General features: G+C 64.7%; 21 protein-coding genes and 1 tRNA gene. 15 read left to right on the top strand and 7 right to left on the bottom strand.

Translation table 11 applies throughout. The annotated features are described in order from the left end of the window. Nucleotides 1-11: 11 nt before the first annotated feature. From hisS to AC3FKH_RS20075, 11 genes are all read left to right on the top strand, one after another. The gene (gene hisS / locus AC3FKH_RS20025; RefSeq protein ID WP_488677551.1) at nt 12-1382 is read left to right on the top strand and encodes a histidine--tRNA ligase; all 1371 of its coding nucleotides are present in this window, start codon (nt 12-14) and stop codon (nt 1380-1382) included. Nucleotides 1383-1478: 96 nt separating this feature from the next. After that, nucleotides 1479-2111, top strand: a complete 633-nt coding sequence (locus AC3FKH_RS20030; protein ID WP_488677553.1) for a tetratricopeptide repeat protein — start codon at nt 1479-1481, stop codon at nt 2109-2111. Between the two features lie 67 nt (nt 2112-2178). Continuing rightward, on the top strand, nt 2179-3348 hold the full coding sequence (bamB, locus tag AC3FKH_RS20035; protein WP_488677735.1) for an outer membrane protein assembly factor BamB: 1170 nt from the start codon (nt 2179-2181) through the stop codon (nt 3346-3348). Nucleotides 3349-3575: 227 nt separating this feature from the next. Beyond that, nucleotides 3576-4919 carry a ribosome biogenesis GTPase Der gene (gene der / locus AC3FKH_RS20040; RefSeq protein WP_483729731.1) on the top strand — a complete coding sequence of 448 codons (1344 nt, stop codon included), beginning with the start codon at nt 3576-3578 and terminating at the stop codon, nt 4917-4919. Nucleotides 4920-5128: 209 nt separating this feature from the next. Beyond that, nucleotides 5129-5368, top strand: a complete 240-nt coding sequence (hfq, locus tag AC3FKH_RS20045) for an RNA chaperone Hfq (RefSeq protein WP_238263859.1) — start codon at nt 5129-5131, stop codon at nt 5366-5368. Between the two features lie 254 nt (nt 5369-5622). After that, nucleotides 5623-6858, top strand: coding sequence for a GTPase HflX (hflX, locus tag AC3FKH_RS20050; protein ID WP_488677554.1), 1236 nt, complete (start codon nt 5623-5625; stop codon nt 6856-6858). A gap of 104 nt (nt 6859-6962) precedes the next feature. Beyond that, nucleotides 6963-8333 carry an FtsH protease activity modulator HflK gene (hflK, locus tag AC3FKH_RS20055; protein WP_488677555.1) on the top strand — a complete coding sequence of 457 codons (1371 nt, stop codon included), beginning with the start codon at nt 6963-6965 and terminating at the stop codon, nt 8331-8333. A 10-nt stretch (nt 8334-8343) separates the two neighbouring features. Beyond that, entirely contained in the window at nt 8344-9255 is a 912-nt protein-coding gene (gene hflC, locus AC3FKH_RS20060; protein WP_483708464.1) for a protease modulator HflC, read from the top strand. A gap of 172 nt (nt 9256-9427) precedes the next feature. Beyond that, the gene (locus tag AC3FKH_RS20065) at nt 9428-10579 is read left to right on the top strand and encodes an ATP phosphoribosyltransferase regulatory subunit (protein ID WP_488677556.1); all 1152 of its coding nucleotides are present in this window, start codon (nt 9428-9430) and stop codon (nt 10577-10579) included. Between the two features lie 86 nt (nt 10580-10665). After that, complete coding sequence (locus AC3FKH_RS20070) at nt 10666-12006, top strand: adenylosuccinate synthase (RefSeq protein ID WP_488677558.1); 1341 nt, start codon at nt 10666-10668, stop codon at nt 12004-12006. Between the two features lie 124 nt (nt 12007-12130). Beyond that, a complete protein-coding gene (locus AC3FKH_RS20075) occupies nt 12131-12694 on the top strand; it encodes a phosphoribosyltransferase (RefSeq protein ID WP_488677559.1) in 564 nt (187 codons plus the stop codon). A 49-nt stretch (nt 12695-12743) separates the two neighbouring features. On the opposite strand, the gene AC3FKH_RS20080 is transcribed toward AC3FKH_RS20075, so the two are convergent. The 3 genes from AC3FKH_RS20080 to AC3FKH_RS20090 form a co-directional block, all read right to left on the bottom strand. After that, nucleotides 12744-13355: an NAD(P)-dependent oxidoreductase gene (locus tag AC3FKH_RS20080; RefSeq protein WP_488677560.1), complete on the bottom strand. Its 612-nt coding sequence runs from the start codon at nt 13353-13355 to the stop codon at nt 12744-12746. A gap of 101 nt (nt 13356-13456) precedes the next feature. Next, a complete protein-coding gene (locus AC3FKH_RS20085; protein ID WP_488677561.1) occupies nt 13457-13891 on the bottom strand; it encodes an Rrf2 family transcriptional regulator in 435 nt (144 codons plus the stop codon). Nucleotides 13892-14215: 324 nt separating this feature from the next. Continuing rightward, nucleotides 14216-14302, bottom strand: a tRNA-Leu gene (locus AC3FKH_RS20090). A gap of 70 nt (nt 14303-14372) precedes the next feature. Between AC3FKH_RS20090 and rnr the strand changes: the two genes are divergently transcribed. Both rnr and rlmB read left to right on the top strand, forming a co-directional pair. Next, nucleotides 14373-16961, top strand: coding sequence for a ribonuclease R (gene rnr, locus AC3FKH_RS20095; RefSeq protein WP_488677562.1), 2589 nt, complete (start codon nt 14373-14375; stop codon nt 16959-16961). Between the two features lie 93 nt (nt 16962-17054). Next, nucleotides 17055-17795, top strand: coding sequence for a 23S rRNA (guanosine(2251)-2'-O)-methyltransferase RlmB (gene rlmB, locus AC3FKH_RS20100; protein WP_483729721.1), 741 nt, complete (start codon nt 17055-17057; stop codon nt 17793-17795). Nucleotides 17796-17872: 77 nt separating this feature from the next. Here the strand turns inward: rlmB and hmpA are convergent, their stop codons facing one another. After that, nucleotides 17873-19084 carry an NO-inducible flavohemoprotein gene (gene hmpA, locus AC3FKH_RS20105; protein ID WP_488677563.1) on the bottom strand — a complete coding sequence of 404 codons (1212 nt, stop codon included), beginning with the start codon at nt 19082-19084 and terminating at the stop codon, nt 17873-17875. Nucleotides 19085-19396: 312 nt separating this feature from the next. Between hmpA and AC3FKH_RS20110 the strand changes: the two genes are divergently transcribed. Further along, nucleotides 19397-20179: an SIR2 family NAD-dependent protein deacylase gene (locus AC3FKH_RS20110; protein WP_488677564.1), complete on the top strand. Its 783-nt coding sequence runs from the start codon at nt 19397-19399 to the stop codon at nt 20177-20179. 18 nt (nt 20180-20197) lie between these two features. Here AC3FKH_RS20110 and tal read toward each other — a convergent pair whose 3' ends face one another. Continuing rightward, nucleotides 20198-21154, bottom strand: coding sequence for a transaldolase (gene tal, locus AC3FKH_RS20115; protein WP_488677565.1), 957 nt, complete (start codon nt 21152-21154; stop codon nt 20198-20200). 158 nt (nt 21155-21312) lie between these two features. Here tal and rpiA point away from each other — a divergent pair, with 158 nt between their 5' ends. Next, a complete protein-coding gene (gene rpiA, locus AC3FKH_RS20120; protein ID WP_488677566.1) occupies nt 21313-21999 on the top strand; it encodes a ribose-5-phosphate isomerase RpiA in 687 nt (228 codons plus the stop codon). Nucleotides 22000-22074: 75 nt separating this feature from the next. Here the strand turns inward: rpiA and AC3FKH_RS20125 are convergent, their stop codons facing one another. Both AC3FKH_RS20125 and argA read right to left on the bottom strand, forming a co-directional pair. After that, entirely contained in the window at nt 22075-22347 is a 273-nt protein-coding gene (locus tag AC3FKH_RS20125) for an oxidative damage protection protein (RefSeq protein ID WP_483708448.1), read from the bottom strand. A 158-nt stretch (nt 22348-22505) separates the two neighbouring features. Beyond that, nucleotides 22506-23939, bottom strand: coding sequence for an amino-acid N-acetyltransferase (gene argA, locus AC3FKH_RS20130; protein WP_488677567.1), 1434 nt, complete (start codon nt 23937-23939; stop codon nt 22506-22508). Nucleotides 23940-23961: the final 22 nt, after the last annotated feature.

Genomic DNA, 23961 nt, shown 5'->3' on the forward strand with positions numbered 1-23961 from the left:
ATAACTACAGAATGACGCAAAACGAGAATCCGTCCGCGCAAAGCGGCGCCAAGACAGAAGACAAGGCACGCCCCGCCAAGGCATTGCAGGGCGTGAAGGGCATGAACGACATGCTGCCGGCCGATGCCCCGCTGTGGGAGCATTTCGAGAACGCCGCCCGCGCAATGCTGCGCGCCTACGGCTACCAGCAGGTCCGCACGCCGATCGTCGAGCATACCCAGCTGTTCGTGCGTGGCATTGGCGAGGTGACGGACATTGTCGAGAAGGAAATGTATTCCTTCACCGATTCGCTGAACGGTGAGCAACTGACGCTGCGTCCGGAAGGCACCGCTGCCGCCGTGCGCGCCACCATCGAGCACAACCTGCTGTACGACGGCCCCAAGCGCCTGTGGTACACCGGTCCGATGTTCCGCCACGAGCGTCCGCAGCGCGGCCGCTATCGCCAGTTCCACCAGCTCGGCGCCGAGGCGCTGGGTTTCGCCGGGCCGGACGTGGATGCCGAAATCATCCTGATGTGCCAGCGCCTGTGGGACGACCTGGGCCTGGTCGGCGTGCGCCTGGAGATCAATTCGCTGGGGCAGGCCAACGAGCGTGCCGCGCACCGCGAAGAGCTGATCAAGTATCTGGAGCGGTTCAAGGACATCCTGGACGAAGATGGCAAGCGGCGCCTGTACACCAATCCGCTGCGCGTGCTGGATACCAAGAATCCCGCGCTGCAGGAGATGGCGGCCAATGCGCCGAAGCTGATCGACTTCCTCGGCGAGGAATCGCTGGCCCACTTCGAAGGCGTGCAGCGCCTGCTCAAGGCCAACAACATTCCGTACAAGATCAATCCGCGCCTGGTGCGCGGGCTGGACTACTACAACCTTACGGTGTTCGAGTGGATCACCGACAAGCTCGGCGCGCAGGGCACCATTGCCGGCGGTGGCCGCTACGATCCGCTGATCGCGCAGATGGGCGGCAAGCCGGCGCCGGCCTGCGGCTGGGCCATGGGCATCGAGCGCATCATCGAGTTGATCCGTGAAGAAGGCGTAGTGCCGGATGCGGTGGGCTGCGATGTCTACCTCGTGCACCAGGGCGAGGCCGCGTCCCAGCAAGCCATGGTCGCCGCAGAGCGCCTGCGCGATGCCGGGCTGGATGTGGTCGTGCATGCCACGACCGACGGCAAGAGCGGCAGCTTCAAGTCGCAGATGAAGCGTGCCGACGCGAGCGGCGCGGCGTATGCCGTGATCATCGGCGACGATGAAGTCGCTGCCGGCGTGGTGCAGGTGAAGGAACTTCGCCAGGCTGCGCAGGCCGAAGGCGGTGGCCAGCAGGCGCAGGTGCCGGCTGAAGGCCTGGTCGATTACCTGATCGACGCAATGGTCGGCGCCAGCGAATAACCTAGCGAGCCGCGGCACGCGAGATCTGCCCGGCAGGAAACGGAGGCCGCCCGGGCGGCCTTTGACCCCAACCCAAACGCAAGAGACTGCCTCGACATGGCATACGATCTGGAAGAGCAGGAACAGCTTGAAAACCTGAAGGCCTGGTGGCGTCAGTACGGCAATGCCCTGACGTGGCTCTTAATTGCGGCCCTGCTGGCGTTCGCCGCCTGGAGCGGCTGGAAGTACTGGGAGCGCAAGCAGGCCTCCGAGGCGGCCGTGTTGTACGACCAGGTGGTCAAGGCCGCCGAAGGCCGCGATGCCGAGCGCGTCAAGCGCGCCGCCGGCGACCTTGAAGACAAGTTCGGCAAGACCGCGTATGGTCCGATGAGCGCGTTGGTGGCCGCCAAGGTGCTGTACGATGCGGGCGACCTCGCGGCCGCCAAGACGCAGCTGCAGTGGGCCATTGATCATGGCGACGGCGAGTACGCGCTGATCGCCCGCGTGCGCCTTGCCGGCGTGCTGCTCGACGAGAAGGCCTACGACAAGGGCCTGGCGCTGCTCAAGGACGAGCCGCCGGCACCGTTCGTCGCGCTGTATGCGGATCGCAAGGGCGATCTGCTGGCCGCACAGGACAAGCGCGACGACGCGCGCGCGGCCTACCGCAAGGCGCTGGACAAGCTGGGCGCCGACGATCAGTCGATGCGCCAGATCATCCAGTTCAAGCTCGACGCGCTTGGCGCGGCCTGACCTTGTGCCGCTATACGTGAAGGACATCCGCCACAAACCAATGCAGGATCCTAACCTTATGACGTCAATGCTGTCCGCTGCCGAACAACAAGGCGACTCGCGCCGCAAGATTGCCCGTGCGCTCGTCGCCGGCGCCTGCCTTGTGGCGCTGGGCGGTTGCTCGCTGTTCAGCAAGGAGAACAAGCATCCGCCGGCCGAACTGAAGCCGGTGTCGGCGACGCTGTCCGTGCGTCAGGCCTGGAAGGCGGATGTCGGCAAGAGCGGCCCGTATGCGCTGCAAGCGGCCGCGGCCGGCAACAACGTGTACGTGTCGGCCAACAATGGCAACATCATGGCGCTGGACGGGGCCACCGGCCGTACGCTGTGGAAGGCCAAGACCGATGTCGACATCACCACTGGCCCGGGGAGTGACGGCTCGGTGACGGCGGTTGCGGGCGAGAAGGGCGCGGTCTACGCCTTCGATGCCAGCGGCAAGCAGATCTGGAAAAAGCAGGTCAACGGCGAAGTCCTGTCGGCGCCGCTGGTCGGCAACGGCCTGGTGGTCGTGCGCACGACCGATACCCGGGTGCTCGCGCTGGATGCCCAGACTGGTGAACGGCGCTGGATCTACCAGCGTTCGCAGACGCCGTTGAACCTGCGCGCCGCCATGGGCATGGTGTTCGCCGGTGACGGCATAGTCATGGGCTTCCCCGGCGGCAAGCTGGGCGTCCTGACGCCGGGCAATGGCGTGCTTCGCTGGGAGAGCGCGGTGTCGTATCCGAAGGGTGTTTCGGAGATCGAGCGCTTGAACGATGTCACCGGCCAGCCCATGGTCAGTGGCCGCCAGGTTTGCGCCACGACCTTCCAGGGCCGTATCGCCTGTCTGGAACTGGCCAGCGGCCAGCCGCAGTGGGGCAAGGATTTCTCGTCGCCGACCGGCCTGGCGCAGGATGACAATGCCATCTATGCCAGCGACGAACAGTCCGTGGTGTTTGCATTCGACCGCCAGAATGGCAACGAGCGCTGGAAGAACAACGAACTGCGCTATCGCCGCCTGGGCGCGCCGCTGGTATTGGGCCGCTCGGTGGTGATGGGCGACTTCGAAGGCTATGTGCACTTCCTCTCGCGAGACGATGGCACCGAAGTGGCGCGCATGAAGACCGATGGCAGCGCCATCAGCGCCGCGCCGGTGGTGGCAGGACAGACGCTGGTCGTCCAGACCCGCGACGGCGACGTCTACGGCTACGTGCCGGACTGAGCCATTGATGGCAGCGCAGGCCGTACACCTGTCGGTACGGGCTGCGCCAATTCCGGTAGCATGATCCCTGGTCGTGCGGCGAAATACGGAGCGTGCCCTGGGGCCACGTTCCACCCGACAGGAGAAGCGGGGCTGGCCATGCATTTTTTGCATGAAGCGCCGTCGGATCAACTGACTCCGGAGTTCCAGGGGGACGGCAGGTGCCGGCCCCCGTTTCCGTTTATTGCATGAAACCAGTTATTGCACTTGTCGGCCGCCCGAACGTCGGGAAGTCGACGCTATTCAATCGCATGACCCGGTCGCGCGACGCGCTTGTCGCCGATCTGCCGGGCCTGACGCGCGACCGCCACTACGGCGAAGGGCGTATTGGCGAACGTCCCTTTATTGCGATCGATACCGGCGGTTTCGAGCCGGTGGTCAAGGAAGGCATCGTCGCCGAGATGGCCAAGCAGACCAAGCAGGCCGTGGTCGAGGCGGACGTGGTCATCTTCATTGTCGACGGCAGGCTCGGCCTGGCGCCGCAGGACCGCGCCATCGCGGATTACCTGCGCAAGACCGGCCGGCGCGTGATGCTGGCGGTCAACAAGGCCGAGGGCATGAAGTACACCTCGGTCGCTGCTGACTTCTATGAGCTCGGCATGGGCGATCCGTACGCGATTTCGGCGGCGCACGGCGATGGCGTTCGCGAACTCGTGGACGAGGCGCTGCAATTGGCGATTCAAGAGCGTCCGGAGCTGGCCGAGGAAGAGGACGACAGCGGCAAGGGCGTGAAGATCGCCATCGTCGGGCGGCCGAACGTCGGGAAGTCGACGCTCGTGAATACGCTGATCGGCGAGGAGCGCGTGATCGCGTTCGACATGCCCGGTACCACGCGCGACGCCATCTACGTGGAGTTCGAGCGTGGCGGCAAGCCCTACACGCTGATCGACACGGCGGGCCTGCGGCGGCGGGGCAAGGTGTTCGAAGCGATCGAGAAGTTCTCGGTGGTCAAGACGCTGCAGTCGATTGCCGACGCCAACGTCGTGATCCTGCTGCTCGACGCGCAGCAGGATATTTCCGACCAGGATGCCCATATCGCCGGCTTTATCGTCGAGTCGGGCCGGGCTCTCGTGGTCGGCGTCAACAAGTGGGATGGTCTCGATGGGCATACCCGCGATCGCATCAAGCATGACCTCGAGCGCAAGCTGCAATTCCTGAGCTTCGCCAATTTCCACTTCGTGTCTGCGCGGGAACGCACAGGCATTGGCGCGCTGATGCGTTCGGTCGACGACGCGTTCGCCGCGGCCATGGTCAAATTGCCCACGCCGCAGCTCACGCGCGTGCTGCAGGAAGCTGTGGAGTTCCAGCAGCCCAAGCGCGCCGGCGTATCGCGGCCCAAGCTGCGCTACGCGCACCAGGGCGGTTCCAACCCGCCGATCATCGTGATCCACGGCAACGCCTTGTCGAGCGTTTCCGAGACCTACCGGCGCTACCTGGAAAACCGCTACCGCGCGGCATTCAAGTTGAAGGGCACCCCTCTTCGCATTGAATTTCGCACGAACAAAAACCCGTATGCGGACTCGAAAGACTGAGTTCCGGGCGAGTGCATGGCGAGGCAAGTTTTCGTTTGCGTTCGTTTGGAACTGCGGCTAAATTTGCGTAAGCAGGGGGTTCTCTGCGCGCGGATGCCGCTTTGGTACTGTTTTGATCTTTTTTCTGGCGCGAGCTTGCGCCGCATGACTTGAACCGGGGACTTTCGTCCCCATTAATCACCACTAAACCTATAAATTTGGAGTGTGCCATGAGCAACAAAGGGCAACTGCTACAAGACCCGTTCCTGAACGCGCTGCGCAAAGAGCACGTGCCGGTTTCCATCTATCTCGTCAATGGCATCAAGCTGCAAGGCAACATCGAATCGTTCGACCAGTATGTCGTGCTGCTGCGTAACACCGTGACGCAGATGGTCTACAAGCATGCAATTTCCACCGTCGTCCCGGCTCGCGCGGTCAATTTCCGCGTGGATGATTCGACCGAGGGCTGATCTTCGCGGGGGCCGCAAGTCGTTGCGGCCCTCGACAGCCGGCTTCGCGCACACGCCACCCGGCGTTGCGGCGGTGCCGGCCTCCGGTTCGCGCATGCGGCCGGCTCGCGGTGAACCGGACTGGCTGCCTGCCATGCCGGTGCCTCAATCGCGCAAGGGAGCGCGTGCCTGTACCGGCCCGCTCCCATCTCAGAATCCGGCCAGTTCCGGCCATCTTCCCAAAACCGTCTTTCTTCGCGCGTAGCGCCGCCCGCTTGGATCCCAGAGCTACCTCCAACACCGAACCGTCACGTGCCATTCTCGTTGGCGTGGATTTCGGCAAGCACGACTTTCAGGAAAGCCTGAGCGAACTTGCCCTGTTGACCACCACCGCAGGCTCCATGCCGGTGCATACGCTGACCGGCAAGCGCTCGCGGCCGGACCCTGCGCTGTTCATCGGCTCTGGCAAGGCCGAGGAGTTGAGGGAGGCCGCCGATGCGCTGGATGCCGACATCGTGGTGTTCAACCATGCCCTGAGCCCGGCGCAGCAACGTAACCTGGAGCGTTTTCTCCAGCGCCATGTGATCGACCGTACCGGCCTGATCCTGGATATCTTTGCCCAGCGCGCGCAGAGCCATGTGGGCAAGGTGCAGGTGGAGCTGGCGCAGGTCCAGTACCAGGCGTCGCGCCTGGTTCGTGCGTGGAGCCACCTGGAGCGGCAGAAGGGCGGTATCGGCGTGCGGGGCGGACCAGGCGAGCGCCAGCTCGAACTGGACCGCCGCATGCTCGATACCCGGGCCAAGCGCCTGAAGACCGACCTTGCCCGGCTGCAACGGCAGCACAGCACGCAGCGGCGTGCCCGCGCGCGCAACGAGACCTTGAGCATCTCGCTGGTCGGCTATACCAACGCGGGCAAGTCAACGCTGTTCAATGCCTTGACCAAGGCCGGCGCCTATGCGGCCAACCAGCTCTTCGCGACGCTCGATACTACCTCGCGCCGGATGTTCCTGGACGGGCTCGGCAACGTGGTGCTGTCCGATACGGTCGGCTTTATCCGCGACCTGCCCACCCAGCTGGTCGAGGCGTTCCGCGCGACACTCGACGAAACCGTGCACGCCGATCTGCTGCTGCATGTCGTGGATGCCTCGAGTACGGTGCGTCACGAGCAGATCGAGCAGGTGAACCGGGTGCTGGCGGAAATCGACGCCTCTGGAATTCCGCAGATCGTCGTGATGAACAAGATCGATGCGGCGCCGGAATTGCAGGAGCAGGGAGCGCGTATCGAGCGCGACGAAAACGGCGTGCCGACGCGCGTGTTTCTGAGCGCCCGCGAGGGTGTGGGCCTGGACGCGTTGCGGCAGTCCATCGTCGAAGTCGCTCAGTGGCTGGCAAACCGGCCGCCCGAACCTGCCCCGTTCGATCCGCGGCTATCGGAGCAGGGTCCGCGCGCGGAAGATGACGAATTTGACAGGGAAGAGGGGCGCGATCCCGGTGATCGCGTCCAGTCCTGAGCCATTTCGGCGAGATTCGGGCCGGTTTGCGCGATTTGGCCAAAAGTGGCGCAGATGACTGCTAGAATCCCCCAGTTACAAACTTCCCCGGACCCGTGCACTTCATGCCCCAGTTCTCCCGGAATCCTGAATCGAGCCTGCCCCCGGGCGGCCGCTTTCCGCTGCATGCGGGATGGCAGCGCCTGCGCGCAATCTTCTCGCTGAACGATCCTCGCTGGGGACGCGACGGCCAGGATGAGGATGACAAGGACAGCCGCGGGAACGACCGTGATGCGAATCGTCAGCACCAGCGGCCGCAGGACGGTCCGCCCGATCTCGACGAGCTCTGGCGCGACTTTAACCGGCGCCTGAACGGGCTGCTCGGACGCAAGGAGAACGGCGGTGGCGGCAACCAGGGCCTCGGCGGTCCGCGCGTGCCGGGCAAGGGTTCGGGCGTCGGTGTTGGCGTGGTGGTGGCCGCCGTGGTGGGTATCTGGCTGGCCAGCGGTTTCTTCATGGTGCAGGAAGGCCAGACCGCGGTGATCCTGCAGTTCGGCAAGTTCAAGTATTCGACGGGTCCCGGTATCAACTGGCGCCTGCCCTGGCCGATTCAATCGGCCGAAGTCGTCAACCTGTCGGCCGTGCGTTCGGTGGAGGTGGGTCGCTCCACGTCCATCAAGGACAGCAACCTGAAAGACTCGTCGATGCTGACGCAGGACGAGAACATCATCGACGTCCGCTTCACGGTCCAGTATTCCATCCAGGACGCCAGCGAGTTCCTGTTCTTCAACAAGACCGATCGCGGCGGCGACGAGGAACTCGTGACGCAGGCCGCCGAAACCTCGGTGCGCGAGATCGTCGGCCGCAACAAGATGGATGCGGTGCTGTACGAGAACCGCGAGCAGATCGCGCAGGGGCTGGCCAAATCGATCCAGTCGATCCTGACCGCGTACAAGACCGGTATCCGTGTCATCTCGGTCAACGTGCAGAGCGTGCAGCCGCCCGAGCAGGTGCAGGCCGCGTTCGATGACGTGAACAAGGCCAGCCAGGACCGCGAGCGCGCGATCAGCGAAGGCCAGGCCTATGCGAACGACGTGATTCCGCGCGCCAAGGGTACGGCCGCGCGGCTGAAGGAAGAATCCGAGGCCTACCGCGCCCGCGTGGTGGCACAGGCCGAGGGTGATGCTTCGCGGTTCCGCTCGGTGCAGGGCGAATACGCCAAGGCACCGCAGGTGACGCGCGACCGCATCTATATCGAGACCATGCAGCAGATCTACGCCAATTCGACCAAGGTGCTCGTGGATGCGCGCCAGGGCAGCAACCTCCTGTATCTCCCGCTCGACAAGCTGATGGCGCAAGCCCAGGCCGATGGCCGCGGCACGGCGTCGCCATCCCAGCCGGCCAGCAGTGCCGGCACGCAGGCACCGGCGCAGGATTCGGCTGCCGATATCCGGTCGCGCGAATCGCTGCGCAATCGTGACCGCGATTCGCGTTGAGGAGACCGTCATGAACCGACTGATTTCCTTCGCGATTGGCGCTTTCATCCTGCTGGCCGTGGCGTCTTCGATGATGTTCGTCGTGGACCAGCGCCAGTACGCCGTGGTGTTCGCCTTTGGCGAGATCAAGCAGGTCGTGCGCGAGCCCGGCCTGCACTTCAAGTTGCCGCCGCCGCTGCAGAACGTGGTGTTCATGGACCGCCGCCTGCAGACCATCGACGTTGCGGCCAGCGAGCGTTTCCTGACGGCCGAGAAGAAGAGCATGGTGGTGGACTGGTTCGTCAAATGGCGCATCACCGAGCCGCGCAAGTTCTACGTGGCCTTTGGCGGCAATGTGCGCGGTGCCCAGGACCGCATGACCCAGCGTATCGACGCCGTGGCGCGCGAGGAGTTCGGCAAGCGCACCGTGGCCGACGTGGTCGCCGGCGAGCGCGAGAAGGTCATGCAGAACATTCGCGCCGGCATGGCCGAGTACGCGCAGTCGGTCGGCGTCGAAATCCTCGACGTGCGCCTGAAGCGCGTGGATCTGCTGCCAGCCATCAGCGAGTCGGTGTACCGCCGCATGGAAGCCGAGCGCAAGCGCGTGGCCAATGAGCTGCGTTCGACCGGCGCGGCCGAGGGCGAGAAGATTCGCGCCGATGCCGACCGCCAGCGCGAGGTGGTACTGGCGGAAGCCTATCGCGATGCGCAGGTGATCAAGGGCGAGGGCGATGCCAAGTCGTCGCAGATCTATGCCGATGCCTTTGGCAAGGATCCCCAGTTCGCCCAGTTCTGGCGCAGCATGGAAGCCTACCGCAATACCTTCCGCGACAAGCGCGACATCATGGTGCTGGAGCCGAATTCGGACTTCTTCCGTTATATGCGCTCGAGCGGCGGCGCCGCGGCGCCGGCGGCTAGCGGTGCGTCCGGAGGGCGGCGCTAGCGAGACCGCTGAAATTGTGGCGAGTTGACAAAACCCCGGCTTGCCGGGGTTTTGTCCGGCTGGAGGTCCGTGTCTGAAGTGACGGCGCGGACGCGCACCGGCCGTATCCGATTCGCCGGGTGTGCAGGCTGGGGCCTGCTCGCAAACGTGTCATACAGAGAAGAGATTCATCATGTCCAACCATTGGCTGCTGCCAGAAAACATTGCCGACGTCCTGCCGTCGGAGGCCCGCAAGATCGAGGAATTGCGCCGCCGCATGCTGGACCTGTTCCGCACCTACGGCTATGAACTGGTCATGCCGCCGATGCTGGAGTACCTGGAGTCGCTGCTGACCGGAACCGGGCATGACCTGGACCTGCGCACGCTCAAGCTGGTGGACCAGTTGTCCGGCCGCACGATGGGCCTGCGCGCCGATATCACGCCGCAGGTCGCCCGCATCGACGCGCACCTGCTGAACCGGCCTGGCGTGACGCGCCTGTGCTATGCGGGCAACGTCCTGCACGCGCGTCCGGCCGGGTTCCATGCCACCCGCGAGCCGATTCAGGTCGGTACCGAAATCTATGGTCACGCGGGCCTGGAGGCCGATGTCGAGATCCAGGAGTTGATGCTGGCCGCGCTGCAGGCGGCGGGGCTATCGGATATCCGCATCGACCTGTGCCATGCCGGCATCCTCGAAGCGCTGCTCGAGGGCCTGCCCTCGATCCGAAAGATCGAAGATGCCCTGTTCGCGGCGCTGGAGACCAAGGACAGTTCGGCCCTGCGCGAAATCACGCAAGGCATGCCTCAGACCGAGCGCGACGCTCTGCTGGCGCTGCCGACGCTGTACGGTGGCGTCGAAGTCCTCGACCGTGCGCGCGCCACGCTGCCCGCCAGCCCGGCGATCGGGCGCGCGCTGGATGAACTGGCGGCATTGGCGACGCAGGTGCGCGGCGCCAGCGTCAACATCGACTTGTCCGACCTGCGCGGCTACCACTATCACAGTGGCGTGATGTTTACGGCGTATGTGGCGGGGCTGCCGAACTATGTGGCGCGGGGCGGCCGCTATGACAAGGTTGGCGAGGCCTTTGGCCGCGCTCGTCCGGCCACCGGCTTTTCGCTGGACCTGCGCGAGGTGGCTGCACTGTCACCCATTGAAGTGCGCGCCCAGGCAGTTTTCGCACCTTGGGATGCGGATCCGGCGCTTCGTGCCGCCATCGTCGCGCTGCGGGCCGCAGGGGAGATCGTGATCCAGTCGCTGCCCGGGCATACCAATGAACTCGACGAGTTCAATTGCGACCGTCAACTCGTGCGCCAGGATGCTGGCTGGGTTGTTGTGCCGCGCTGAGCCTTGATACCGGTCATTTGCCCAAAAAGCGGGAATCGACCGGCAACGAGAGTAGAATACGTTTTTAACCTATTGACCAAAGCAATATGTCCGCATCCGCAGTAGGCCAGGGACGCAACGTCGTCGTGATCGGCACCCAGTGGGGTGACGAAGGCAAAGGAAAAATCGTCGATTGGCTTACCGACCATGCAAAGGGCGTGGTGCGGTTCCAGGGCGGCCACAACGCTGGCCACACCCTGATCATCGGCGGCAAGAAGACCATCCTGCGACTGATCCCGTCGGGGATCATGCGCGAAGGCACGGTCTGCTACATCGGCAACGGTGTGGTGCTGTCGCCCGAAGCCCTGTTCCACGAAATCGAAGAACTCGAATCCGCTGGCCTGGAAGTGCAGAAGCGTCTGCGCATCTCGGAAGCGGCGACGCTGATCCTGCCGTACCACGTGGCCATCGACAAGGCACGCGAAGCGCGCCGCGGCGCCGCCAAGATCGGCACGACCGGCCGTGGCATCGGTCCCGCCTATGAAGACAAGGTCGCTCGCCGCGCGCTGCGCGTGCAGGACCTGTTCGATCCGAAGCAATTCGCCGAGCGCCTGCGCGAGAACCTGGACTTCCACAACTTCATGCTGACGCAGTACCTCGGTGCCGAAGCCGTGGACTACCAGAAGACGCTCGACGCCGCGCTGGCCTTCGCGCCGCGCCTGGCGCCGATGGTCGCGGACGTGTCGGCCGAGCTCTACGCGGTCAATGCCGCCGGTGGCAACCTGATGTTCGAGGGTGCGCAAGGCACGCTGCTCGACGTGGACCACGGCACGTACCCGTATGTGACCTCCAGCAACTGCGTGGCCGGTGCGGCTGCCGCAGGGGCCGGCGTGGGTCCGGGTCGCCTGAACTACATCCTGGGCATCACCAAGGCGTACTGCACGCGTGTCGGTGCGGGTCCGTTCCCGAGCGAACTGTACGACAACGACAATCCCGCTCGCCAGGATCCCGTCGGCGTGCGGCTGGCCAACGTCGGCAAGGAATTCGGCTCGGTGACTGGCCGTCCGCGCCGCACCGGCTGGCTCGATGCCGCAGCGCTCAAGCGCTCGGTGCAGATCAATGGCGTGTCGGGCCTGTGCCTGACCAAGCTTGACGTGCTCGATGGCCTCGAAAGCATCGGCCTGTGCGTAGGCTACAAGCTCGATGGCAAGACCGTGGACATCCTGCCGCGCGGTTCGGATGCCGTGGCGCGCTGCGAACCGGTCTACGAAGAGTTCCCAGGCTGGAACGAGTCGACCTTCGGCGTGAAGTCGTGGGACGCGCTGCCGGAAGCCGCACGCAACTACCTGAAGCGTGTGGAAGAAGTGGTCGGCATTCCGATCGACATGATTTCGACCGGCCCGGATCGAGACGAGACGATCCTGCTGCGTCATCCGTACCTGGCCTGACCCGGCGTACACAGGTTGCCAAGACCGCGCGCCACAAGCGCAGCGGCTCCGCAATAACAAATCGGCCCGCGCAAGCGGGCCGAGCCATATCGGTCAACCGACCAGAAGAACAAGCGAGTCAATCATGAATCAGCCAACAAACGACGATGAGAACCTGTGGGTATCCTGGGATGAATACCATCGCCTGATCGCACGTCTGTCGCTGAACGTGCACGAGTCGGGCTGGAAGTTCGACAAGATCCTGTGCCTGGCGCGCGGTGGCCTGCGCGTGGGCGACCAGATGTCGCGCATCTTCGATGTGCCGCTGGCCATCCTGGCAACCAGCAGCTACCGCGAGGCCGCGGGCACCCTGCAAGGCGACCTCGATATCGCGCAGTACATCACCATGACGCGCGGCGAGCTCGCCGGCAAGATCCTGCTGGTGGACGATCTGGTCGATTCAGGGGTGACCCTGGAGCGCGTGGGGCGGCATCTGAAAGAGCGCTATCCCGCCGTGACGGAAGTCCGTTCCGCGGTGCTCTGGTACAAGGACTGCTCCAAGGTCAAGCCGGACTACCACGTGACCTTCCTGCCGTCGAACCCCTGGATTCACCAGCCGTTCGAGGAATACGACACGCTGCGCCCGCATAACCTTGCGGCCTGGCTCAAGCGCGGCAAGCGCGCGCCGGAAGACGGCGCGCAAGGCTGACGCTGTCGTGAAACAGGCGGCCCCGCCCAGGGGCCGCACCGGTCAGACTTCAGTAGCCGACCGTGAAACGCTGGCGCGGATGCGCTGGCTTCTCGATCTCGTCGAGCATGGCGATCGCGTAGTCTTCCATCGTGATCCAGCTCTTGCCGGCAGCATCCGCCAGCAACGCATCCTGGCCCGCACGGTATTTGCCGGTGCGCTCGCCCGGCTCGAACAGGGCCGACGGCGACAGGAAGGTCCAGTCAAGATCCGATGTTCCGCGCAAGGCATCGAGGAAGTCGCGGCCGGCCAGCGCCTCGCCTTTGTATGCCGCCGGGAATCCCGGTGTATCCACGAGTTGCGTGCCAGGCGCGATGAGCAGGCTGCCGGCGCCGCCAACCACGAGCAGGCGCGAGACGCCGGCTGCCTTGACGGGACCGATGACCTGCGATGCCTTCAGTTGCTCGAACCGTGCTGTGCTGATGGCCACATCGTGGCCATCCAGGGCGGCCGCCAAAGCGTGGCTGTCCGTTGCGTCGACATCGCGTGTGATCAGGCCTTTGCGAGCTGGCAGGCGGCTGGCCGTGCGGGCCAGGGCGGTGACGCGATGGCCACGGCGCAGGGCTTCGTCGATCAGGCGGGTTCCCACGCGGCCGGTGGCGCCGATGATGGCAATGTTCATGTTTGCTCCTTTGTCAGGGTAAAGGTCGGTCAGGTAAATGCCACGTCGCGCGTGGCGGCTCCGATATGAAACTGATGTGGTTACATATCAGGGCAAAAAAATCAGCGCTTGCGGCGCCGGGCGGCCTGCTCGATATCGGCGAGCATGCCGGCAATGGTGATCTCCGCCAGGGCATTGTCCATGGCGGACTGGGCACGGTCCGCGACCAGCCGAAGGGCGCCGGTGATCTCCCTGCCTACCATGCATGCCGGATTCGGGGCGCTCTGGTGCAGGGCGATCAGTGCAGTGGTTTCGACTGCCCGGAATACGTCCAGCAAGGTAATGCGTTCAGCCGGGCGCGCCAGCGCCGAGCCACCGGTGCTGCCCATGGTGCTGGTGACAAGTCCGGCTTCGGCCAGTTGTCCGATCAGCCGCCGGATCAGCGCCGGATTGGTCCCGACGCTGCCGGCGATCAGCGATGACGGCAGCGGCTCGCTGGCGCTGGCCAGCAAGGTCAGGATATGGACGGCGACGGCAAACCGGCTGCTTGTGCTCATGGTGAAGTATTAATGTGAAACCATGATAGTTACAGATGCGCTGGCTTGTCAATCGATCAGACGTGTCGCTTCGTGTTAGTGTGCGGCGACATGGCCGCTGTGGCGATTTGTGTCGGAAGGGTGGCAGGAGAATGCCGGAATCGCCACTGAAACTGATACACTCGCCTGCAGTGCAGCCATTTGGCTGCCACAGATCAACAAATGGAATGCGGTCTGATCAGACTGCGAATCGAGGAGTGCAAGTTGCCGGATCAGATGTGCAAGGCGAGAGCGGAAAACAAAAAACCCGCAGGCTTTAGAAGCGCTGCGGGTTTCTCGCTGATCTGGTGCCCAGGAGAGGACTCGAACCTCCACAGTGTTGCCACCGCTAGGACCTGAACCTAGTGCGTCTACCAATTCCGCCACCTGGGCAGGTGTCGAAACAACCGAAGCGCTCATTATAGAGAGCGCGGAAATTTTGTCAAATAGTTTTCACAAAAAATTGAATCAAAACAACTATCCGATCCCTAGCCGGGAAGAAATCCTTGGCGTACTGAGAACATCGGGGTCGCCCCAGTCGGCCGGCGATATTGCCAAGGCCCTGTCCGTCACGCGCAAGGAGCATGATGGATTCCAGAAACGCCTGGCCGCGATGGAACGCGACGGGCAGATCGAGCTGAACCGCAAGGGCCGCTATGAACTGGCCCATCAACCCAATTTCGTCACCGGCCGCGTGCAGGGGCACCGCGACGGTTTTGGCTTCCTGATTCGCGACGACGGCGAAGACGACATCTTCCTGCCGGAACGCGAGCTGCAGAAGGCCATGCACAACGACCGCGCGCAGGTGCGCGTGGTTGGCTATGACCGCCGCGGCCGCCCGGAAGGGCAGATCGTGGAGATCATCGAGCGCGCCAACCGCTACGTGATCGGTCGCCTGCTCAGCGAGGGCGGCGTACTGGTGGTGGCGCCCGAGGACAAGCGCATCAGCCAGGACATCCTGATTCCGCCGAAGGCGCAGGGCAAGGCGCGCGTGGGGCAGGTGGTCAGCGTCGAGCTGATCGAATATCCGGATCGCTATGTGCAGCCGGTCGGCCGCGTGGTGGAAGTGCTGGGCGAAATCGATGATCCCGGCATGGAGATCGAGATCGCGGTGCGCAAGTACGGTGTGCCGCATGCGTTCTCGGATGCGGCGGCCAAGGAAGCCTCGGCGCTGCCCGATGAGGTACGGCAGGCCGACCTGGATCACCGCATCGACCTGCGCGACGTGGCCCTCGTCACGATCGATGGCGAAGATGCGCGCGACTTTGACGATGCCGTCTACTGCGAGCCGGTGAAGATCGGCCGCACCAAGGGCTGGCGCCTGATCGTGGCCATTGCCGACGTATCGCACTACGTGCGGCCCGGTACGCCACTGGATGCCGATGCGCTCGACCGTGCCACCTCGGTGTATTTTCCGCGCCGGGTGATCCCGATGCTGCCGGAGAAGCTTTCCAACGGCCTGTGCTCGCTCAACCCGCAGGTCGACCGCCTGTGCATGGTGTGCGATGCGGTGATTACCGCCAAGGGGGAACTGAAGGGCTATCAGTTCTATCCTGCCGTGATGCATTCGAAGGCGCGGCTGACCTACAACGAGGTCTGGTCGATCCTGTCGAACACCAAGGGTCCGGAGGCGCACAAGCGCGCCGACCTCGTGCCCTACCTGCAGAACCTGTACGAGCTGTTCCAGGTACTGCTCAAGGCGCGGCGTGCGCGCGGCGCGATCGATTTCGATACCACCGAGACGTATATCGTCTGCAACGCGCAGGGCAAGATCGAGCAGATCCTTCCGCGCACGCGCAACGACGCGCACCGGCTGATCGAGGAATGCATGCTGACGGCCAACGTGTGCGCGGCCGATTTCCTCGAACGCTTCAAGCACCCCGCGCTGTACCGGATCCACGCGGGCCCGAGTGAGGAAAAGCTGAAGAACCTGCGCGAGTTCCTGAAGACCTCGGGCCTGTCGCTCGGTGGCGGCGACAAGCCGCAGGCGTCCGATTATGCCGAGGTGATGGACAAGATCAAGTCGCGGCCCGACGCGCCGATGCTGCAGACCATGCTGCTGCGCTCGATGCAGCAGGCGGTCTACAGTCCGGACAATATCGGCCACTTTGGTCTGGCATACGAGGCCTACGCGCACTTCACCAGCCCGATTCGCCGCTATCCCGACCTGCTGGTGCACCGCGCGATCAAGGCGATCCTGGCGCATACCAAGTACCAGCCGGCCTTTGCGCACGGCACCGAGTTCAATACCGCGGTTTCGCCCAAGGCTCGGCGCCTGCAGGCCAAGGACGCCGAGCAGAAGGCAGAGCTGACCGCGGCGCGTGCGCGGCGCAATGAAGCCATCTGGGACGAACTCGGGTTGCATTGCTCGGCCAACGAGCGCCGCGCCGACGAGGCATCGCGCGACGTCGAGGCCTGGCTCAAGTGCTACTTCATGCGCGACAAGCTGGGCAGCGACTTCGCCGGCACCGTCAGCGCCGTGACGTCGTTCGGCATCTTCGTGCAACTCGACGAGCTGTACGTGGAGGGCCTGGTGCACGTCACCGAACTCGGCAGCGACTACTTCCAGTACGACGAAGCGCGCAACGAACTGCGTGGCGAGCGTACCGGCATCCGTTATCGCCTGACCGACCGCGTGCGCGTGCAGGTGTCGCGCGTGGATCTGGATGCGCGCAAGATCGACTTCCGCCTGGTGCAGGAGCCGTCGGCCAAGACCCTGCGCGCTCGCGCCGGCGTGTCCGAGCCGCCGCGCGTGCCGGCCGCGCATGCGGTGCCGGCACGCAAGAAGGGGCGGCAACTGGCCGCTTTGCTGGGCGGGACCTCCAAGCCGGAGGAGTCGTTCGACGAGACGCTCGATCGCGTGATCGAAGAGCAGCCGGTGTTCGAGGCGGTGATCACGCCGCTGCCGCCGCACGTCAAGACCGGCGGCAAGCCGGCCAAGCGTGCTGCCAAGCCCAAGCCGGGCCATCTGGAGAAGCCGCGCAAGCCGGGTTCGAAGACGCACGCCGCAAAGGCCGCGGGCAAGACTTCGCGCCCGCCTCGCAAGCGTTGATCTGGGGCTGTCCGGGGCGCCGCGGTAATAGCGTTCCCGGACAGCGCGCAGGAAGCGTGCTGGCGAGCCGGGCAGGGCGGGTACAATCGCGCCATGGCTAAACAAAAACTTCTGATCGGCTTTCACGCCGTGACCGCGCGCTTGCGCCAGGACGCCAAGGGCGTCACCGATGTCTATGTCGAGGCTTCGCGCCGCGACCGCAGGATGCAGGACTTTATCCGCCTGGCCGAAGGCCTGGGCGTTCGTCTGCACCCCGTCGACGCCGAGCGCCTGCGCGGCATGGCCGGCACAGATCGCCACCAGGGCGTAGTGGCGCGCGCCGAAGACGTGTCGCTGGCCCTGAATCTCGACGAACTGCTGGATGGCATTGAAGGCACGCCGCTGCTGCTGGTGCTCGATGGCGTGACCGATCCTCATAACCTCGGCGCTTGCCTGCGCGTGGCGGACGGCGCCGGGGCGCACGCCGTGATCGCGCCCAAGGACCGCAGCGTCGGGCTGAACACCACGGTGGCGAAGGTGGCCAGCGGTGCGGCCGAGACCGTGCCCTATATCACCGTGACCAATCTGGCCCGCACGCTGCGCGAACTGCAGGAACGCGGCATCTGGGTGGTCGGCACGGCCGACGGCACCGACAAGACGCTTTACGACGTGGACCTGAAGGGGCCGATGGCCATCGTCATGGGCGCCGAAGGCGAGGGCATGCGCCGCCTCACGCGCGAGACCTGCGACGAATTGGTCGGCATCCCGATGCTGGGCGGCGTCGAAAGCCTCAATGTGTCGGTAGCCAGCGGGGTTTGCCTGTACGAGGCTGTACGCCAGCGGCGCGTGAAGTAAGCGTCTTCAAAACCTGCGCGCCGCGATAACGCGGCGCGTGCCAGGTTGGCAGGCGGCGTCGATTCCGACGCCCGCCATTATTCTGCAAACAGGTCCGGGCCAAACACCTCGTAGTGGATACGCGCCTCCCGGACGCCCAGATCCTTCAATGCGTCATGCTGGATGCGCATGAACGGAATCGGCCCGCAGATGTAGTAGTCGGCATCGGGCTGCAGGACGGTGTCCTTGATCGACCTGACATCGACAAGCCCCGCGCGATCGTAATCCTTGCCGGCGACATCCTGCGGCAACGGGTCATCGTAGAAAACCATCAGGCTGAAATTGGCATACGTCCGGGCAGCTTCACGCAGTCGGTCGCGCATGGCGTGTACCGCGCTGTTGCGTGCGCCATGGATGAAGACCACCTGGCGCTGCGGGTCCTGTATGGCCCGCTTCAGCATGCTGACCATCGGCGTGAGGCCCACGCCGCCACTGATCAGGACGATTGGCGTCTTGGCGTTGACGTCGATATGGAAGTTGCCATAGGGCGCCGCCAGCTTGACGGTGTCGCCGACATTGACATGCTCGTGCAGCAGGTTTGAGACGTAGCCGGCCGGTTGCGGGCCGCCGCCTTCGCGCTTCACGGAGATGCGGTAGCTGTGCCCGTTCGGCATGTCCGACAGGCTGTACTGGCGGATTTGCTGCAGCCCCAGTGCCGGCACGTCGACGGCGATGCTGATGTACTGGCCCGGCTCAAAATTCATCACCGTGCCGCCATCTTCCGGCTCAAGGACGAATGATGTGATCACGCTGCTCTCCGGCGTTTTCTGGCGGACGATAAAGCTGCGCCAGCCCGACCAGCCGCCCAATTGCGCGGCGGAGCGCTCGTAAAGTTCGGATTCCATGCCCATGAGGACATCGGCGAGGTTGCCGTAGGCCTGGGCCCAGGCCGAAATGATGTCGTCAGTCGCCGCGGCGCCCAGGACTTCCTTGATGGCGCCCAGCAGGTGCTCGCCGACGATCGGGTATTGCTCGGCGCGCACGCCAAGGCTGGCGTGCTTGTTGGCGATGTTCTTCAGTACCGCCATCAGGCTGCCGGGGTCCTCGATATTCTCGGCATAGGCATAGACCGCGCGCGCCAGCGCTTGCTGCTGCTGTCCTTGCTCCTGATGCGCCATGTTGAAGACATTCTTCAGTTCCGGATGGGCTTCGAACATGCGCTTGTAGAAGCACTTGATGATGTCGTAGCCGTGTTCAGCCAGCACGGGTGCGGTGGCCTTCACGATGTCCTTCGTTTTCTGCGTCAGCATGATCGGTCTCCTTTGCGGGGGCGCGAGGGCGCCAGAGCGGCGCCTGACGCGACGGCGGTCCGGCTCGTCGCGTTGCTTGCTGTCCAGTCTAGGAAAGATGTTCGATGTTCGCGGCAGAGGGGGCGAGGCAGGCCTGGTGGCGGCGCTTTGGTACTGCGACGTGTGTGCCGTTCCGGTAAGGGCTAGAATCGGCGTCAAACGTGACGAAATACTCGATAAAGGTTGCTATGTCAGTGCCCCGCAGTTGTACCGCAGTCCAGCCGACGCGTGGAGCCGTGAACCGTTGGACCCGTGGCGCGCAGCGCTGACCGCATGAGCCTTGATCCTCTGATCCCCACGTCGTCTCCATGGCCCGGTCTGGAAGAAGCCCGCGACCTGATCGCCCAGGCGCGCAGCGTGTTTGTGCTGACCGGTGCGGGCATTTCCGCCGAATCGGGCGTGCCGACATTTCGCGATGCGCTGACTGGGCTTTGGGCCCGCTTCGATCCGGAAGAACTGGCAAGCGAGGAAGCGTACCGCCGCCAGCCCGCGCTTGTGTGGGAGTGGTACCAGCACCGGCGCGAACTGGTCGCGGCCGCGCGCCCAAATCCAGCGCACTATGCGCTTGTCGCGCTTGCGGCTCGGAAGCCGGTCACGCTGGTTACCCAAAACGTCGACGGCCTGCACCAGCGCGCAGGCAGCGAGCATGTGATCGAGTTGCACGGCAACCTGTTCGCCAACAAATGGCTCAATGGGTGTGGACGCTGTGACGAAGCCACCGCCATTCCCGGCGACCCGCCGCGCTGCAGCCTGTGCGGCGCGCTGATGCGGCCCGGTGTGGTTTGGTTCGGCGAGGACCTGCCGCGCGTGGCGCGCTTCCGCGCCGAGCATGCTGCCGAGACTGCTGACCTGTGCCTGGTGGTGGGGACGTCGGGGCTGGTGTATCCGGCGGCCGGGTTGCCCGGCCTGGCCAAAGATCATGGCGCGCGGGTCGTCGTGGTGAATCCGCAGCCGTCGGTGCTGGACCAGACCGCCGACGTCGTGCTGCCCGCAGCGGCAGGCGCATGCCTGCCGCTGCTGTGGCCGCCATCCGGCACCGAGGCGGAGCCGGATTAAGCGACGGGCTTCAGGCGTTTAGCCAGCGATTTCCGCGACCAGCTTTTCCAGCTTGATCGCGTCCGCTGCAAACTGGCGGATGCCTTCGGCCAGCTTCTCGGTGGCCATGGCATCTTCATTCAGCTGCCAACGGAACGCGGGTTCGTCCGCGGGAATGCGCGCAATGTTGCCGGCCTGCGCCAGGTCGACCGACAGCTTGCGTTCCACCGTGCCATCCGTGCGGGCGAGCTGCTCGAGCAGGTCGGGGCTGATGGTGAGCAGGTCGCTGCCGGCCAGGGCCAGGATCTGCGCGGGGCTGCGGAAGCTCGCGCCCATCACTTCGGTCGAGTAACCGAACTTCTTGTAGTAGTCGTAGATCTGGCGCACCGAGCGCACGCCTGGATCGTTGTCGCCGGCATTGGCGGCAGCGTCCCACTGGTCTCCGGCCTGCTTCTTGAACCAGTCGAGAATCCGGCCGACAAACGGCGAGATCAACTGCGCGCCGGCCTCGGCGCAGGCGACGGCCTGCACCAGCGAGAACAGCAGCGTCATGTTGCAGCGGATGCCTTCGCGCTGCAGGATCTCCGCCGCGCGGATGCCTTCCCAGGTCGATGCAATCTTGATCAGCACGCGCTCGCGGGCCACGCCGCGCTGCTCGTACAGCCGGATCAGGTGCCGGGCTTTCTCGACCGTTGCATCGGTGTCGAACGACAAGCGGGCATCGACTTCGGTCGACACGCGCCCCGGCACGATGGCGAGGATCTCGCAGCCAAAAGCAATCAGCACGCCGTCCATCACGGCATCGACGCCGCCTTCGTCGTGGTAATCGCGCACGGCCTGTTCGAGCAGCCCGCGGTACTCGGGCTTCTGCACGGCCTTGAGGATCAGCGACGGATTGGTGGTGGCGTCCTGGGGGGTGTACTGCTTCATCAACTGGAAGTCGCCGGTATCGGCCACGACCGTGGTGAACTGCTTGAGTTGTTCGAGCTGGTTCATGATCGGTATGTCGTTGCAGTCGTCATGTTGAGGCGGAGAGGGCGGCGGTCCGGCAGGGCCGTGCGTGCCTTCCGGGCCATTGTACCGTCGCGCGCAAGCCGGGCCGCCGCAATCCGCTACACTACGCGTTTTCTTCCCCAAGCCATCTGGCTGTTGTCATGACTCAGGATGAACTCAAGGCGCTGGTGGCGCAAGCCGCGGCCGACTACGTGAAGCAGGAAGTCCCGGCGGGCGCGGTGCTCGGCGTCGGTACCGGTTCCACTGCCAATCTTTTCATTGACGCCGTGGCGGCGTTCAAGGAACGCTTCGCGGGTGCGGTATCCAGCTCGGAGGCGTCCACGCGACGGCTGCAGCAGCATGGTTTCAAGGTGCTCGACCTGAATGAAGTCGACGATATCCCGGTTTATGTCGACGGCGCTGACGAAGTCGACGCCAGCGGCGCCATGATCAAGGGCGGTGGCGGCGCGCTGACGCGCGAGAAGATCGTGGCCTCGGTTGCGGGCCGTTTCGTGTGCATCGCGGATGGCAGCAAGCTGGTGCAAACCATGGGCGCGTTCCCGCTGCCCGTCGAAGTGATTCCGATGGCACGTGCTGCCGTGGCACGCCAGCTGGCCGCGCTCGGTGGCCAGCCGCGCCTGCGCATGAACAAGGACGGCGGCATCTACAACACCGACAACGGCAATGTGATTCTGGACGTGGCCGGGCTGAAAATTACGGATCCGCGCGGGCTGGAACAGTCCGTCAACCAGATTCCGGGCGTGGTGACAGTCGGCCTGTTTGCGCTGCGTGGCGCGAACGTGCTGCTGCTGGGCACGGGGGACGGCGTCCAGCGCACCGACTTCTGATCCAACGGCGCTGACGCGCCGATGGCAAAAAGGGGTGCCGCCGGCACCCCTTTTTCTTTTCGCTGGTCCGGATACTCAGGCCGACGGCGGCACGTAGCCCTGAGCCTGGTCCGCGCCTTCGCCGAAGAAGTACTTCTCGGTCTGCTTGAGCAGGTACTGGCGCGCACGGGCGTCAGCCATGTTCAGGCGGTTCTCGTTGATGAGCATGGTCTGGTGCTTGAGCCAGCCGGCCCAGGCTTCCTTCGAGACGCTTTGCCAGATCTTCTTGCCGAGTTCGCCGGGCAGCGGCGGGAGATCGAGCCCTTCGGCTTCCTTGTTCAGCTTGATGCAGTGGACCATGCGGGCCATGGGAACTCCTTCTTGTAGGTTGGCGTGAGCGGGGCGGCACGGCGGGTTCATGCCAGGTGCCGCGCGCTCGCGATTCTGGGTTTCAGTCGACGACCGGTGCGCTATTGTAGCCAAGCAAGGCAGAGGCACCGCCGCCTGGCGGCATTGCCCCTACGGTTCTACAGTTTTTTCATGAGCACCATCGACTTGCGCTGCCAGTTGTAGAGCTTGCGCTTGTCTTCCGGCAGGTCGTCCACCGTGGCGTGGACGAAACCGCGCTTGAGAAACCAGTGTTCGGTGCGCGTGGTGAGCACGAACAGGCGCTCCAGCCCGAGCGAGCGCGCGCGCCGTTCGATGCGCTTGAGCAGGCGCTCGCCATCGCCGGTGCCTTGTGCTTCGGACGACACCGTCAGGCAGGCCATCTCGCCCATGTTCTCGCGCGGGTAGTCGTACAGCGCGGCGCAACCGAACAGCACGCCGTCGTGCTCGATCACCGAGAAGTTGGCGATGTCGCGCTCGATCAGGTGCCGGCCGCGCGGGACCAGCGTGCCGTCCTGCTCGAGCGGAGCGATCAGCTGCAGGATGCCGCCGACATCGTCCAGCGTGGCTTCACGCAGGCTTTCCAGGTCCGTGTCGGAGATCATGGTGCCGACGCCATCGTGCAGGAACAGCTCCAGCAGCACCGAGCCGTCCAGCGAATAGGGGATCAGGTGCGCGCGCGGCACGCCGCCCTTGAGCGCCTTGACCAGGTGCTCCAGGTAGAAGCCGACGTCGGGCGTCAGGTGGTTGTTCTGCAGGCGCTCCACGGCGGTGCGCAGCGACATTTCCTTCATCAGCTTGCCGACCGGATCCAGCACGCCGGGCACTTCGGTGATGAAGATGAGCTTGTCGGCCTTCAGCGTGGTGGCCGTGGCGCTGGCCACGTCTTCCATGGACAGGTTGAAGGCCTGCCCCGTGGGCGAGAAACCCAGCGGCGAGAACAGCACGATCTTGCCGTGCGACAGCGACATGCGCACCGATTCGCCATCGATCTTGCGCACCAGGCCGGTGTGCTGGTAGTCCACGCCGTTGACGATGCCCACCGGCCGGGCCGTGACGAAGTTGCCCGAGATCACCGACAGCTGGGCGCCCGCCATCGGTGTGTTCGGCAGCCCCTGGCTGAAGGCGGCCTCGATATCCAGGCGCAGTTCGCCGGAGGCCTCCTTGGCGCATTCGAGCGCGGCGTTGTCGGTGATGCGCACGCCATCGGCGAACTGGGACTCGACATGGCGCAGCGCCAGCTGTTCTTCCACCTGCGGGCGCGAGCCATGCACCAGCACGATCTGCATGCCCATGGCATGCAGCAGCGCCACGTCGTTGACCAGTGCGTTGAGCACGCCGGCCTTGACCAGTTCGCCATCGAAGGCGATCACGAAGGTCTTGCCGCGGAACGCGTGGATGTAGGGCGCGACGGTGCGCAGCCAGTCGACGAACTGCTGGTGGTCGGGCGCGCCGCGCTCGCCGGCTTCAGTCTGGGGCGCGCCCGTGGCGGGCTGCGATTCGGCGGCAGGCTGGGGCTCGGCCGGCTCGGAAGGAGCCGGTGCCTGCGGTGGCGTGTCGGTTCTGGCGTTCATGCCGCGGATTATAATCCCGGCC

The organism is Cupriavidus sp. 21MJTG02-4 (assembly GCF_057798975.1).

Bases quoted from the DNA above. Each gene is read 5' to 3' on its own strand.
- hmpA (WP_488677563.1), bottom strand. From the start codon at position 19,084: ATGCTGACGCAGAAAACGAAGGACATCGTGAAGGCCACCGCACCCGTG.
- AC3FKH_RS20125 (WP_483708448.1), bottom strand. From the start codon at position 22,347: ATGGCCCGCATGGTCCACTGCATCAAGCTGAACAAGGAAGCCGAAGGG.
- AC3FKH_RS20075 (WP_488677559.1), top strand. From the start codon at position 12,131: ATGAATCAGCCAACAAACGACGATGAGAACCTGTGGGTATCCTGGGAT.
- rpiA (WP_488677566.1), top strand. From the start codon at position 21,313: ATGACTCAGGATGAACTCAAGGCGCTGGTGGCGCAAGCCGCGGCCGAC.
- tal (WP_488677565.1), bottom strand. From the start codon at position 21,154: ATGAACCAGCTCGAACAACTCAAGCAGTTCACCACGGTCGTGGCCGAT.
- der (WP_483729731.1), top strand. From the start codon at position 3,576: ATGAAACCAGTTATTGCACTTGTCGGCCGCCCGAACGTCGGGAAGTCG.
- argA (WP_488677567.1), bottom strand. From the start codon at position 23,939: ATGAACGCCAGAACCGACACGCCACCGCAGGCACCGGCTCCTTCCGAG.
- AC3FKH_RS20085 (WP_488677561.1), bottom strand. From the start codon at position 13,891: ATGAGCACAAGCAGCCGGTTTGCCGTCGCCGTCCATATCCTGACCTTG.
- AC3FKH_RS20065 (WP_488677556.1), top strand. From the start codon at position 9,428: ATGTCCAACCATTGGCTGCTGCCAGAAAACATTGCCGACGTCCTGCCG.
- hisS (WP_488677551.1), top strand. From the start codon at position 12: ATGACGCAAAACGAGAATCCGTCCGCGCAAAGCGGCGCCAAGACAGAA.
- AC3FKH_RS20070 (WP_488677558.1), top strand. From the start codon at position 10,666: ATGTCCGCATCCGCAGTAGGCCAGGGACGCAACGTCGTCGTGATCGGC.
- hflC (WP_483708464.1), top strand. From the start codon at position 8,344: ATGAACCGACTGATTTCCTTCGCGATTGGCGCTTTCATCCTGCTGGCC.
- AC3FKH_RS20080 (WP_488677560.1), bottom strand. From the start codon at position 13,355: ATGAACATTGCCATCATCGGCGCCACCGGCCGCGTGGGAACCCGCCTG.
- rlmB (WP_483729721.1), top strand. From the start codon at position 17,055: ATGGCTAAACAAAAACTTCTGATCGGCTTTCACGCCGTGACCGCGCGC.
- AC3FKH_RS20030 (WP_488677553.1), top strand. From the start codon at position 1,479: ATGGCATACGATCTGGAAGAGCAGGAACAGCTTGAAAACCTGAAGGCC.
- hfq (WP_238263859.1), top strand. From the start codon at position 5,129: ATGAGCAACAAAGGGCAACTGCTACAAGACCCGTTCCTGAACGCGCTG.
- AC3FKH_RS20110 (WP_488677564.1), top strand. From the start codon at position 19,397: ATGAGCCTTGATCCTCTGATCCCCACGTCGTCTCCATGGCCCGGTCTG.
- bamB (WP_488677735.1), top strand. From the start codon at position 2,179: ATGCTGTCCGCTGCCGAACAACAAGGCGACTCGCGCCGCAAGATTGCC.
- hflK (WP_488677555.1), top strand. From the start codon at position 6,963: ATGCCCCAGTTCTCCCGGAATCCTGAATCGAGCCTGCCCCCGGGCGGC.